The sequence below is a fragment of the Demequina sp. NBRC 110051 genome (assembly GCF_002090055.1).
GTDB lineage: Bacteria > Actinomycetota > Actinomycetes > Actinomycetales > Demequinaceae > Demequina.
Genome location: NZ_BBRH01000009.1, coordinates 151,029 through 164,254 on the forward strand (window position 1 = coordinate 151,029; position 13,226 = coordinate 164,254).

General features: G+C 71.1%; 10 protein-coding genes and 1 tRNA gene. 6 read left to right on the top strand and 5 right to left on the bottom strand.

The window, feature by feature from the left end:
• Window positions 1-20: 20 nt before the first annotated feature.
• Complete coding sequence (locus B7K20_RS13045; RefSeq protein ID WP_159449318.1) at window positions 21-2,129, top strand: hypothetical protein; 2,109 nt, start codon at window positions 21-23, stop codon at window positions 2,127-2,129.
• Window positions 2,130-2,194: 65 nt separating this feature from the next.
• Window positions 2,195-5,155 carry an FHA domain-containing protein gene (locus B7K20_RS04480; RefSeq protein WP_159449319.1) on the top strand — a complete coding sequence of 987 codons (2,961 nt, stop codon included), beginning with the start codon at window positions 2,195-2,197 and terminating at the stop codon, window positions 5,153-5,155.
• Here B7K20_RS04480 and B7K20_RS12845 read toward each other — a convergent pair.
• Window positions 5,066-5,446 (bottom strand): hypothetical protein, encoded by a 381-nt coding sequence (locus B7K20_RS12845; RefSeq protein ID WP_144018530.1) that lies wholly within the window; start codon window positions 5,444-5,446, stop codon window positions 5,066-5,068. The genes B7K20_RS04480 and B7K20_RS12845 overlap by 90 nt on opposite strands.
• A gap of 171 nt (window positions 5,447-5,617) precedes the next feature.
• Between B7K20_RS12845 and B7K20_RS04485 the strand changes: the two genes are divergently transcribed.
• Window positions 5,618-5,872 carry a WhiB family transcriptional regulator gene (locus B7K20_RS04485; protein WP_084077148.1) on the top strand — a complete coding sequence of 85 codons (255 nt, stop codon included), beginning with the start codon at window positions 5,618-5,620 and terminating at the stop codon, window positions 5,870-5,872.
• 64 nt (window positions 5,873-5,936) lie between these two features.
• Here B7K20_RS04485 and B7K20_RS04490 read toward each other — a convergent pair whose 3' ends face one another.
• A complete protein-coding gene (locus B7K20_RS04490) occupies window positions 5,937-7,382 on the bottom strand; it encodes a sensor histidine kinase (RefSeq protein ID WP_084100970.1) in 1,446 nt (481 codons plus the stop codon).
• A gap of 62 nt (window positions 7,383-7,444) precedes the next feature.
• On the opposite strand from B7K20_RS04490, the gene B7K20_RS04495 reads away from it, so the two are divergent.
• Genes B7K20_RS04495 through B7K20_RS04505 form a run of 3 tightly spaced genes read left to right on the top strand, consistent with a single transcriptional unit; the run spans window position 7,445 to window position 8,666 of the window.
• Complete coding sequence (locus B7K20_RS04495) at window positions 7,445-7,939, top strand: DUF2505 domain-containing protein (RefSeq protein ID WP_084100972.1); 495 nt, start codon at window positions 7,445-7,447, stop codon at window positions 7,937-7,939.
• The gene (locus B7K20_RS04500) at window positions 7,936-8,316 is read left to right on the top strand and encodes a CrcB family protein (protein ID WP_084100974.1); all 381 of its coding nucleotides are present in this window, start codon (window positions 7,936-7,938) and stop codon (window positions 8,314-8,316) included. The genes B7K20_RS04495 and B7K20_RS04500 overlap by 4 nt, the downstream gene beginning before the upstream one ends.
• A complete protein-coding gene (locus tag B7K20_RS04505; RefSeq protein ID WP_159449320.1) occupies window positions 8,313-8,666 on the top strand; it encodes a CrcB family protein in 354 nt (117 codons plus the stop codon). The genes B7K20_RS04500 and B7K20_RS04505 overlap by 4 nt, the downstream gene beginning before the upstream one ends.
• A gap of 4 nt (window positions 8,667-8,670) precedes the next feature.
• On the opposite strand, the gene B7K20_RS04510 is transcribed toward B7K20_RS04505, so the two are convergent.
• The 3 genes from B7K20_RS04510 to B7K20_RS04520 form a co-directional block, all read right to left on the bottom strand.
• The gene (locus B7K20_RS04510; RefSeq protein ID WP_200809022.1) at window positions 8,671-9,975 is read right to left on the bottom strand and encodes an APC family permease; all 1,305 of its coding nucleotides are present in this window, start codon (window positions 9,973-9,975) and stop codon (window positions 8,671-8,673) included.
• A 76-nt stretch (window positions 9,976-10,051) separates the two neighbouring features.
• A tRNA-Met gene (locus B7K20_RS04515) sits at window positions 10,052-10,125 on the bottom strand.
• A 45-nt stretch (window positions 10,126-10,170) separates the two neighbouring features.
• Entirely contained in the window at window positions 10,171-13,191 is a 3,021-nt protein-coding gene (locus B7K20_RS04520; RefSeq protein ID WP_084100978.1) for a UPF0182 family protein, read from the bottom strand.
• Window positions 13,192-13,226 lie beyond the last annotated feature (35 nt).

Consider the following 13,226-nt stretch of genomic DNA (forward strand, 5'->3'; position numbering starts at 1 on the left):
CGCCGGTACGCTGGGCAATCGTGACCACGACCGTCGCGCCGGGCCGTCTCGACGGTCGCCTGGGCGCCGCCCTCGCCGCAGCCCCCGAACGCCTCGTTCTCATTGTTGTCGCCGTCGCGCTCACGGCGGGCACGATGGTCACGCTGGGCCTGCACGAATGGTGGACCGTCCTGCCGCTGGCAGCGGCGCTTGCGGCGGTGGCGTGGCGGCCGCTCGCGCCCCGGCTGGAGCACCCCCGCGACGCCCTCGCCGGGCTGGTGGCCGTGGCGGGCACGGCCGCGTGGACCGTGTGGAACATCGCGATGGCCGCCGAGTACATGCTCGTGGTGCGCGACCCCGGCTTCCTGACCCTGTCGGGGCTGTGGCTCGTGGACCACCCCTCGACGGACATTCCTGTGGCCGGAGCGGCCGAGGCCGCCGCGGTGAGTTCCAGCTTCCTCGCGGATGCGTCCGAGGCGTGGAACCTGAACGGCGACATGATCCAGCCGCAAGGCGCCAAGATGCTGCCGGCCACCATCGCCGTGGGCGGGTGGTTCGCGGGCGACACGGGGGTGCTTGCCGCCAACGTGGTGATCGGAGCGGCGGGCATCCTCGCGACCTTCGCCCTCGCCAGGCGGTTCCTGTCGCCCGTTGCCGCGCTCGCCCCCGCCGGCGCGCTCGCGCTCACGGTGTCGCACATCGGCCTGTCGCGCCCGGCCTATACCGAGCCCCTGGCACTCCTGCTCGCGATCGCCGGCATCCTCTACGCGTGGCGGGGGCTCACCGAACGCTCCACGGCGCTCATGGCAGTGGGAGGCATCGCCGCGGGCGCCACGACCTTCGTGCGTATCGACGGCGGCTCGGGGGCGATGGGAACGGTGGCGGGCGTGGCGATCGCGCTCGCGGTCCTCGACGCGCCGCGGCTGTGGCGCCGGCGGGCACTCAGGGTGTTCACTGTCGCCGCGGCTGTGGCACTGATGGCCGGCTACGCCTCCGTCGCGATCTGGAGCAACGCCTACTTCATGCGCCTGGCCGAGGAGGCCGTGGCCCTCCTCGCCGCCTACCTCGTCCTCACCGTCGCGGTGCTGCTGTGGTCGCTGTCGTGGACCGAGCGCGCCCGCGGCGACGCGTGGCTCGTAGGACTCTCGGATCGCCTGGGGGCACGCGGGGCGTGGGTGCTCGGGGGCGCCGTGATCGCCGTCATGGCGCTATTCGCCTCGCGTCCCCTGTGGACCACGGTGCGCCGCGGCACCTCCACGTCGTCCCAAGACTTCGTCAACGGCGTGGTCGAGAGCTTTCAACGGGCCCAGGGCCTACCGGTCGACGGCACCCGCACCTACGCGGAGTCCACCGTCACGTGGCTGTCGTACTACCTCACGTGGCCCCTGGTGATCCTCGGGATCGTCGGGCTGGGCTGGGCGACCATGCGCATGGTGCGCCGCGATGCCCCGTGGGCGGTGATGGTGGGATCCGTCATCGCGCCCACGGTGCTGTACCTGTGGAAGCCCAACATCGTGCCCGACCAGATCTGGGCGATTCGACGCTTCGAGCCCGTCACTCTTCCAGGGCTCCTGCTGCTCGCCGCCGCTGCCGCCTGGTGGCTGGCGTCGCTCCTGCGCGCTCGGCAGGCCCGGGTGATCGCGCGCCGCGTGGCGGCCGTCGCGATGATCGGGCTGCCGCTGACGACCTGGGTGTCCGTGCAGACCACCGCCGAGTTCCCGCTGTCGACCGCCGTCAACGTCACCACGCGCGAGATGATCGGCGCGCGCGACATGATCGACGACCTGTGCGCGCGGGTGGAGGACCGCCCCGTGGTCCTCGTCGGCACCTCAGAACTCTTCGGGGGGCTCCGCACCGTCTGTGACACCCCGGTGGTGTTGGCGCTCGCGCCTCCCACGGCGGCGCAGATCTCCGAGATGGCCGATGCGTGGGGCGAGCAGCCGGTCGTGCTCACCCGGGCGATCGACGACGTCCCGTGGACCGAAACCCCCACGCCCGTACTGTCCTCGCAGGTGCGCCACTCGACGTACACGCTCGAGGGGGTTCCTCGCACGGTGTCCGTGCGGACCTACACCTGGTACGCGGGAGTGGGCGAGGAGTCGGGCGAGGTCGCGCCCATGTCCGCAGTTCCCACAGCCACTGCTCCATAGCGAGGTTTTCCCCAGGCTGCGCCTTCGTGAGCCCGCGCGAGCGGGCGTGCACCCACCCTGGCCCGGTGAGGATTTCCGACAGCCACGACGCGGACTTCGAGGTGCGCCCGGGCACCCCGGCACGCTCCATCGCTGAGGCGTGGGGCGTCGAGTCGCTGTGGTGCGGCGACGTGCGGCTCGCCCCCGACCACCCCGCAGGCATCGCGCCGCTCCTTCACGGCGCGAAGCTCATCCGGGACGCCGCGGGGTCGACCGTGCGTCCAGGGGACGTCTATGTCGAGGTCACCCGTGGCCCCGACGCGGGGGCGACCGTGCGCCTGGCCGACGACGGCGTGGTGGTGGGCCGTGCGCACCCCGCAGACCTCGTGGTGTCCGACCCCGCGCTGTCCGCCGCGCACGCGCGGCTCACCTACGAGTCACGCGCCAGGGTGAGCGACCTAGGCTCCACCAATGGCCCCGGCCCGCGCCGCGCGCTCAGAGCCGATCCTCCTCGGCTGAGGCTGGGCCGCTCCGAGCTGACTATTCATGGGGCGCCACCGCGCACTCCCGCCTCGCCCACACGCCCCCGAGTGCCGCTCACGATGGCGGCGGGGGCAGTGATGAGTGCCATCGTGCTGGGATCCGTGACGGGGCGATGGTGGATCGCCGCGTGCGTCCTGGCCGTGGCAGTGGCCACGTCGGTTCCCGCGCTTGTCGCGAGCGCCCGGCAGGGGCGGGCCCGTGCGGAACGCGAGCCCGGTGCGGATGCGGCCCGCACCCCGGCCGGCCGGATCGCCATCCGGGGCACGGGAGGGTGGCCGGCCGCGTACGCGAGGGCCGTCGCGCTCGACCGCGGCCGTGTGCTCGCGGGCGTCACGCGGGAGCCGTGGATGCGATGGCTTTCCCCGGGCAGCGCGGACGATCGTGTGGCTCTGCTCGGTCCAGGAGAGGAGCCGCCGTCATGGGCCGATGCCACCGTGGACGTCGGATCCCGCGGCGTTACCGAACGCGTGGGGACTTCGTCGCGCCACCGCCTTCCGCTGGCGGTGCATCGGGACGCCGCGGAGGCCGCCGCGCGGCGCCTCGCTGCGACGGCCCCGACGGACGGCCTGCCTGCGGCGGTGCGCTGGGGAGACGTCGACGCACTGCCGGACGGCGACCGGCCACTCACACGCGGCGCTGCGCGCGCACTCACCGTGACGCTCGGCACAGGTGCGGACGGCCCCGTCGAGCTCGATCTGGACCGTGACGGCCCTCACGTGCTCGTCGCAGGCACCACGGGCTCGGGCAAGTCGGTCGCGCTCGAGACTCTGGTGACGGGGCTCGCGGTCGCGCATCCGCCCGCCGACCTCGCGATCGCGTTGATCGACTTCAAGGGCGGAGCAGGCCTCGCCGGATGCCTGGGCTTGCCTCACGTCTGCGCGACCCTGACCGACCTTGACGGCGCACTCGCGCACCGGGCCCTGACGGGGCTCGCGGAGGAACTGCACTCGCGCAAGCGCGCGCTGGCGGAACGCGACGTCACGTCGTGGCAGCAGTGGGAGGCCCTCGGCGACGCTCCCCCTCGCCTCCTCGTGGTCGTCGACGAGTATCAGGAGATCGCCTCGCTGGCGCCCGACTTCGTCGCCGACATGGCACGGCTCGCCGCGCAGGGCCGCTCGCTGGGTCTCCACCTCGTCATGGCGACCCAGCGCCCCTCGGGTGCCGTCACACCTGCGGTACGAGCCAACGTCGGGGCCACGCTCGCCCTGCGCGTCGCGTCGGACGCCGAATCGCGCGACCTCCTGGGCCGCGCGGACGCGGCGTCCTTGCCGCGGGATCGCCCTGGGCGGGCGATCCTGGCACGCGGGCAGGCACTGACGCCGCTGCAGACTGCCAGGGCGCTCGCCACGCCATCTCCCGCGGTCGTCGCAGTCGGTCACACCCCCGATCCCGGAGCCTCACTCGCCGACGCCGCGAGTCGCCGGTGGAGGGGACACCCGCCTCCGATGGCCCTGTGGCAGCCGCCGCTGCCATCATCGTTTGCCCCGGATGTCGCCGCCGTCCATGCTGCCGACCCTCGCGCGGGCGTGGTGATCGCTCTGGCCGACCACCCGCGCGAGCGCCGCGTGGCGCCGGTGCGCTGGCACCCCCATGAGGGTGCCTTCGTCGTGGTGGGTCCGCCTGGCGCCGCGCGCGCCGGAGCCATGCGGGCGGCCGCGATCGGCGCCACCACTCTCGGCTTTCGCCCGGTGACGCTACCCGCAGACCCTCGCGAAGCGGCCCGCACGCTGCATCTGGCCACCGACCCTCGCCATCTGCTGATCGTCGAGGACGCCGGCCCGGCGCTCGCTCTCCTGTCGACGGTCGACGACGGCGCGGCCGCTGAGGCACTCCTGGAGCGCATCGCAGCCGGCCGGCCCACGGTGCTCGCGCTGTCCCCGCATGCCCCCACACGCCTCGCGCGCGGCGCTCGGCTGATCGCGGTCATGATGCAGTGCTCGCCCGCCCAGGCGGCCGCCTGGTCAGTCCCGCGCGACGAGCCGTCCGGCGCCGCCCCCGGGCGCGCGTGGGTGATGCGTGACGACATCGCGAGCGAGGCCCAACTCGCGTTCTCGCCGGGGCGGGTCGAGGGGAAGGCGCTCGCGCAGCCGCTCCCCACGAGGGCGCCGCGTGACGCTTGGGGTGTGGGAGGGGACGCGGCGAGTCCTTGGGCGGCGCCGGGCGGCACGGTGTGCGTGGTGGGCCCACCGGGCGCCGTCCGCCGGGCCGTCGCCAGCTCCATCGGTGCACATGCCCACGAGGCCGACTCCCCCACACTCGCGGCTGGGGCAGACGTGGTGGTGCTCACCGAGCCCACGCCGCGCGCGGTGCGCCTGCTGGCCGCGCTCGACCACGCCGGGACCGTGGACCCGTCGCCCGTGCCGGGCCGGGTGGTGGTGATTGCCGCGCGCCATGCGGCAGCGGTGCAACTGAACCTAGAGCTGGGGGTCGCGCCTGGTGTCGATCACCAGGGCGGCTCCCGCCGCAAGGGCCACGGCCACGGTGGCGATGCCCCCGGCCGATGACACCTCAAGCAAGTACCAGCCGGCGGCCACCTGCAGCACCTGCCACATGATCCCGTAGCTTCGGCCCCACCTGCGCCCTCGCGCGACGGCGGCTGCCGCAGCAGCAAGGGGTGCCGCGAGGACCGCGAGCATCGCCACGAGGGACCACGTCAACGCCGGATCGTCCGAGCCAGCGACACCGTGCCACGCGTACGCGAGAGCACCGACGACGAGCGCGAGCGCCTCGAGCGCCACCAAGGCGGCCGCTACGGCCCGCGGGGCGACACGGTTAACGGTGCTGCGGGAGATCATGGCGCCTACCCTAGCTACCGCAACACACGTGACCCATCACACAAAATGGGGTCTTGTCATCTGTTGTTAACAATGGGAAACTTGAAACAGTGACATTTCGCGATGGCAGCGGCATGAACCCCCTCACCCTTCCGGGGTTTTGTCGCGCCTCCACAACCCTAGGAGGTCCTGATGGACTGGCGCGACCGCGCAGCATGCCTTGACGTCGACGACCCGGAGCTGTTCTTCCCGGTCGGCAACACCGGACCCGCACTCGTGCAGATCGAGAAGGCCAAGACGGTCTGCACCACGTGTGAGGTCCGTGACACCTGCCTGCAATGGGCCATGGAACACAACCAGGACTCCGGCGTGTGGGGCGGTCTGTCCGAGGACGAGCGCCGCTCGCTCAAGCGCCGCGCCGCCCGCGCGCGCCGCGCAGCCAAGTAACCCAGCACTTCTACGACGAGGGCCCGCAGCAGACGCTGCGGGCCCTCGTCGTATGTCCGGCCGACTACTCGCCCACCTGGACGTGGACGTCGACCGCGGATCCCGTCTCGGTACGGCGCCACACGATCTCGCCTCCCAGTTCGTTCTCGACGAGCGTGCGCACAATCTGGGACCCCAGGCCCGATGGTTCCGCGCTGAGGCCCTTGCCGTCATCCGCGATGACCACCCTCAGCCGCGACTCGTCGGTGCGCTCCGCCGTCACGGTGATGATCCCGTGCTCGCGCCCCTCGAAGCCGTGCTCGACCGCGTTGGTGACAAGTTCGGTCATCACGAGCGCCAGGGACGACGCGTACTGGGCCGGAATCAGCCCAAAGTCACCCTCGCGCAAGAGCTTCACCTGCACGCCGGGCGAGGCAACCTCGGCCGCCATCCTCATGGACCGTCCGGCGAGGTCGTCGAAGTTGACGAGCTCGTCGAGGGTGCCCGACAGCGTCTCGTGCACTAGCGCGATGGTGGACACGCGGCGCATGGCCTCCGCGAGTGCCTCCTTGGCCTCGGGGGCCTGGACGCGGCGCGACTGTAGCCTCAACAACGCGGCGACGGTCTGCAGGTTGTTCTTCACGCGGTGGTGAATCTCGCGAATGGTCGCGTCCTTGGTGATGAGCTCACGCTCACGCCGGCGAAGTTCGGACACGTCGCGGCACAGCAGCACGGCGCCGATGCGCTCGCCGTATTCGGTGACCGGAATGGCGCGAAGCGACAGCGTTGCGCCGTTGGCCTCGACATCGGCGCGCCAGGGCGCGCGGCCCATCACGACCATCGCAAGGGTCTCGTCGATGTGACCCTTGTCGGTGACCAGTTCGCTCGTCACTCGCGGCAGCGACCTGTTCATCAGCGAACCCGTCACACCCAGCCGGTGAAAGCACGACAGCGCATTGGGGCTCGCGTAGGTGACGTGGCCGGCGGCATCGAGCCGCAGCACGCCGTCGCCCACACGCGGAGCGCCGCGTCGCGAGCCGGTCACCGACATCTGCCTGGGGAACTCTCCCCTGGTAATCATGTGAAGGAGGTCGTCCGCCGCCCCCTTGTAGTTCAGCTCGAGCCTGCTCGAGGAGCGCGACACCGCCTGCGAGACCTCACGGGTGAGGACGCCTACGGGCTTGCCGTCCATGACGATCGGCAGGGCGTCCTCGCGCACGGCGTAGGTCTCGTCCCAGCGCGGCTCGCGAGAGGCGGTGATGCCACCCTCGTCGAGGGCGCGCTGCAAGTGAGCGACTCGCCCGGCGGCGGCCATGGTGCCCACCACGTCGTCCTGGTGCACCGTGGGGCCGGTGGACGGTCGACACTGGGCGACGGCGACAAAGCCGTCCTCGACCTTGCGCCACATCACGAGATCCGCGAACGACAGGTCCGCGATGATTTGCCAGTCGGCGGTGAGCAGCGCAAGCCACTCCGCCTCGGCCTCGGACAGGGGGCCGTACTTTTCTGCCGTCTCTCTGAGCGTCGCCACTCCCCTAGCCTAGGCGGCGCCGACGGTCGCGGTAGCCTGGGTCACACCGTCGAAGGGCACGCATGGACATCACACACAGGCACCGGTTCGACGCGAGCGTCGACGAGGTCATCGCGATGTTGGCGGACGAGTCATTCGCGCACCTGCGCGGAGCCACCGGCGGCGCTCACGACGGTGGCGCGATTGTCACGGGAGGCCCGGACGAGGCCTTTTCCGTGTCGATCAGGCGCACCATCCCGTCCACGACCATTCCGCAAGAGTTTCGCGGGTTCGTGGGCTCGACGCTCACCGTGAAATACACGGAGGCATGGCAGGCCCCCGGCGGAGACAGCAGGCACGCGACGTTCGCCGTCGAGATCATGGGTGCGCCGGGGCACGCCTCGGGCCGCCTCGACGTCGCGCCGGACGGCGACGGATCGATCTTCGCCGTCGACGGCTCCGTGTCCGTCAAGGTGCCGCTCTTCGGCGCCATCATCGCGAAGGCCGTCCACAACGCTGTGCTGGAGGGCATCAAGGCGGAACTCGCCGACGCCGACGCCTGGCTGGCCGCTCGGTGACCCTGCGCCACCCCGTCTTCCTCGTCTTCGTGGGAGGCATGCTGGGCGGTGGGGTGAGGCTCGCGCTCGACGCCGCCGTGCCGCCATTGGGCGCCCTGCCGTGGGACCTCGTCGTCATCAACGTGGTGGGCTCTGCGGCGCTGGGCGCGATCGACGGCTACATCGCCGTGCGCGGCGCGCGGTGGTGGTGGCCGCTCGTGGGCACCGGCATGCTGGGCGGCTTCACGACCTTCTCCTCGATCGCCGCGCTCGAATGGACGTCCGATGCGGGCCCCACGGCGTCGTTGGCGCTGCTGATCGCGACCATGACGGTTGCGGTCGTCGCGGCCGTCGCAGGCCGCCGGTGGGCGGTCGCCCGTGCGAAGGCCCCCGCATGAGCGTCGCCCTGTACGCCGGCGCGATGGTCGGCTGCGGCCTCGGTGCAGTGCTGCGCTACCTTCTGGCCCAGCGCGTCACCGCAGGCACCCTCGCGTGGCACACCATCACCGCGAATACGGTCGCCTCTGCACTCGTGGGCGCGCTTGCTGGACTCACCGACGCCCCTGCCGGCGTGATGCTCGTGCTCGGATCCGGTCTGGGTGGCGGCCTGTCGACGTTCTCGACGCTTGCCGTCGATGCCGCCCACCTGTGGGAGGCCAGCGAGCGCCGGCGTGCGCTGCTGTACCTGGCCGTCACCGGCGTCCTCGGCGTCGCGGCCGCGTGGGCGGGGTGGAGCCTCACTCGCTAGCGGGCTAGAAGGTTACGCGTGGCCGGCGCCGGACCACGAGCGCCACCGCGGGCCAGCCGATGACGGCGCCTCCGATGGCGAAAACCGGCCAGGAGGCCTCCCCGGCACCCACGATCGCCACGGCTGCGAGGACCAATGAGCAGGCGAGCCCCAGCAGTGACACGACGGCGGGGATGGCGAGCCCCACCGTGCGTCCGGCCCTGCGCTGGCGCGCCGCCGCGAGGTTGGCCACCGCGTAATACAGCAGCACGCTCGACGCCGACACGAGCACCAGGCTCGCGCCCTGCGTCCACACCAGTGCGACCGCCGCGAGCGCGACCACGCCCTCCGCCCGCCACGGCGCACCCGACGCCCCGGTGTGCGCGAGCGCCCGTGGCAGGTCCCCTTCGCGAGCCATGGCCATCGCGGTGCGCCCCGCTCCTGCCATCACCGCGAGCATCGCTCCGCCTACACTCAGCGAGGCGACCAGCGTCACGACCCACACCGGGACGCCGCCCACGCGGGCCAGCTGCTCGATGGGGGCGACCTCGCCGGTCGTCATGATCGCGTCGCCGTCGCGGACAACGGCGGCAGTGAGGCGATCTGCACCCAGGCGTACCAGCGCCGCCGCAACCGCCAGGTACAACGCCACCACCACGGCGAGCGCCAGCAGGATGGCGCGCCCGATGGTGCGCGACGGGTCGCGGACCTCCTCGCCCAGGGTCGCGATCCTCGCGTACCCCGCGAACGCAAAGAAACACGCCGCCACGGCGACCAAGAAGGTCACGGCAGGTCCGGCATCGGCCGCAAGAACAGGGACGGGAGGCCCGGCATCGGCCGGCTCCCCCGCCCACGCCAGGGCCACGATCGCGACCAAGGCAACCACGACGACGACGGCGATCACGGTCGCCCCGCGGGCGGTGCGCGTGATTCCCCGCGCGTTGAGCGCCCACGCCGCCACGACCGCAGCGGTCGCGATGCCTTGTGCATGCCCTGGCAAGACATAGGCGCCCAGCACGGTCGCCCCCGCCGCGACCGACACGGTCTTGCCCACCACGAACGCGGCGCCGGCCACGTGCCCGGCGAAGGCACCCAACTCGGCACGGCCATAGGCGTAGGCCCCGCCCGCCACGGGATACCTGGCCGCGAGCTGCGCGGTCGAGAGCGCATTCATGAGCGCGACCGCCGCGGCCGCAAGTACCGCCGCGAGCGCCCACGATCCCGCCGCGAGGACGTCGACCCACATGTCGGAGAAGACTCCGGCGCCGAGCATCGAGCCGACGCCGATGCCGGTCGCGGACAGCAGGCCGATGCGCCGTTCAGTACTCACGCAGCGAACCTAGCGGGTTCTGACTCACGGGGAACGACGAAGGCCCGGACCATGTGGTCCGGGCCTTCGTATCTCGTAGCGGGGACAGGATTTGAACCTGCGACCTCCGGGTTATGAGCCCGGCGAGCTACCGAACTGCTCCACCCCGCGTCGGCTTGATTACTCTACCCGACGCGGGGTGATGCACCAAATCGCCTACTCGGCGGACTGGATTTCCGTGATGCGGTCGTCTGCGGCAATGGCCGCCTCGAGCGCGGCGGCGAGGTCGTCCTGCGCCTCGCCGTAGGCCGCGAAGTCGCCGTCGGCCAGCGCCGCCTCGCCGTCCTGCAGCGCCTGCTGGGCGTCGGCGAGGGCGGCCTCGAGGTCGGCCTGTGCCGTCGCGATGTCGCGGTCGTCGGTGCCGCTGGTCGCGGTGGGCTCGGGCTCCGAGGTGGCGGTCTCGGTCGGGGTCGGCTCGGCGGTCGCGGACGGCTCGGGCGTGGGGGTCACGCCAGTGTCGACATCGGCCTCGTCGGTCACCTCACCTTCGGCGGTGATGGTGTCGGCCTCGTCCACCTCGGGGGCGGCGCCGGGGCCGAACACCTGGTCGAGGGCCTCCTGGAGGGTGTCGGCGAAGCCGATCTCCTCACCGAAGGACACGAAGACCTTGCGCAGCAGCGGCACACGCGTGCCCTCGGAGGACTGGACGTAGACGGGCTGCACGTACAGCAGGCCGCCACCGACCGGCAGCGTCAACAGGTTGCCGTTGACCACGTCCGAGTCACCCTGACGCAGCAGGTTCAGCGTGGTTTGCGCGTCGGAGTCCGCGTTGAAGTTGTTCTGCACCTGACCGGGGCCGGGGATGGTGGTGTCGCGCGGAAGCTCAAGCAGCCTCAGCGTGCCGTAGCCGTCCGCGACCTCGCCCTCGGCGTTGCCGGTCTCCGAGTCCACCGCGAGGTAGCCCGTGAGGATGTTGCGGTTGGTCTCACCACCGGGGATGTACGAGCTGTACAGCGAGAACGTCGGCTCGTCCTGCTCGGGCATCTGCAGCGTCAGGTAGTACGGCGGCTGCAGCGTGGTCTCGCCGACCGTCGGGTCGTTGGGCAGCGTCCACGTGTCCTGGCCGGAGTAGAAGGCCGAAGCATCGGTCACGTGGTAGCGCTGCAGCTGGTGGCGCTGCACCTGGAACAGCTCCTCGGGGTAGCGCAGGTGGCTCATGAGGTCACCGGAGATCTCCGAGATGGGCTGAAGGTTCGTCGGGTAGACGTTCTGCCAGGTCTGCAGCAGCGGATCGTTCTCGTCCCACGCGTACAGCGTCACGGAACCGTCGTACGCGTTGACGGTGGCCTTGACGGAGTTGCGCATGTAGTTCAGCACACTCGGAAGCGGCGAGCTGTCCGAGCCCGCAAACAGGGTGCTCGACTGCAGCGGCGACGCGTACGGGTAGCTGTCGGTCGTGGTGTATCCGTCGACGACCCACACGACCTCGCCGTCGACGACCGCCGGGTAGGTGGTCGAGTCGAGCTCGAGGTACGGCGCCACGCGCGCGACGCGGTCGAGCGGGTCGCGGTGGTAGAGGATCTGCGACTCGCTGGTGACGCGGTCGGAGAACAGGATCTGCTCCTCGCCAAACTTGATGGCGTAGAGGATCTTCTCCGCGATGTTGCCGATGCTCGGGCCACCCTCGCCGTCGTAGGTCGTGTTGACCTGGCCGGTGTTCGAGTCGTCGTCCGGGTAGTCGAGCTCCCACGGGCTGGTGCCCTCGGGGGCGCCCACGATCGAGTAGTCGGGCAGCGTCTGACCGAAGTAGATGCGCGGCTCGTATTCGCCGAGCTCTCCGGTCGAGGGGATGCCGCCCTGGAAGAAGGCGGGCTGTCCGTCGGAGGTGGTGCGGTTGCCGTAGGCGGCGACCACGCCGAAGCCGTGCGTGTAGACCGTGTGGTCGTTCACCCAGTTGCGGTTCTCCGCTCCCAGGCCGTCGAGGTCGAGTTCGCGCACCGCGATCACCGTGTCGTTCATGGTGCCGTCGATGTCGTAGCGGTCGACCGCCAACTCCTCGGTGAAGTTGTAGTACTGCTTGTTCTGCTGCAGCTGCTGGAACGCCGGCGAGACGATGTTGGGGTCGAGCAGGCGAATCTGCGCGGTCGTCTCGGCGTCGGCACGCAGCGCGTCGGCCTCCGCCTCGGTGGTCGCGTCGTAAGGCGTGGTCTCGACGTCCTCGAGCCCATAGGCGGCGAGGGTCGCGTCGATGTTGCGCTGAATGTATTCGGCCTCGAGGTCCTGCGCGTTGGGGTTGACCTGGAAGTTCTGGACGATGGCCGGGTAGACCCCGCCGATCACCAGCGCCGACAGCACCATGAGCGACACTCCCACAGCGGGAATACGCCAGTCGCCGCGCCAGATGACCACGAGGAACAGCAGTCCGACCAGCAGCGCGATGCCGAACAGGATGCCCTTGGCCGGCAGGATCGCGTTGACGTCGGTGTAGAGCGCGCCGTAGTACTCCCCCGAATTGTCGTTCAGCAGCGCGTAGCGGTCGAGCCAGTAGTTCGCGGCGATGCCGATCATCACGAGCAGGCCGGACACGGCGAGCTGAATGCGGGCGCCTCCCGAGGCCACGAACTCGCGTCCGCCGCCGGAGATGCCTCCGTACAGGAGGTGGACGAACGCTGCCAGCAGCGTGCACAGGATCGTGATGACGAGCCAGAAGCCGACGAAGGCCTGCAGCACGGGAAGCGTGAACACGTAGAACGACAGGTCGAGCCCGAACTCCGGGTCGACCTCGCCGAAGGGCACGTGGTTGAACCACGCGAGGACGTCCTGCCAGCGGGCCGCCATCGCGAAGCCGGCGATCAGCCCGACGAAGATGGGCAGCGCGATCATGATGCCGCGCTCGATGGGCTCGATCTGCTCGCGGTACTGGTCGAGCGCGCCGCGGCGCGTACCCGCGGCGGGCCTGACCCGCTTGGCCACCCACAGGGACAGGAACACGGCGCCGCCGGCAAGCACGGCGAAGATCACGAACAGCACAATGCGCGCGACCCACTGGGTCCACAGGATGCCCTCGAAGCCCAACTGCTGGTACCAGGCGATCTCGGTCCACACGTTGGCGGCGATCACGGTCGCCACCACGAGGATCGCGACGGCGATGCCGGCGACAAGCAGCGGCGAGCGGCGCCTGGGTGGGACCGGCGACGCGGGGCGTTGCGGGCGGTCAGGTCGGTCGTCGAACGTCACGGATGGTGTCCTTGGTCGTCAGCAGCGGCGGGTGG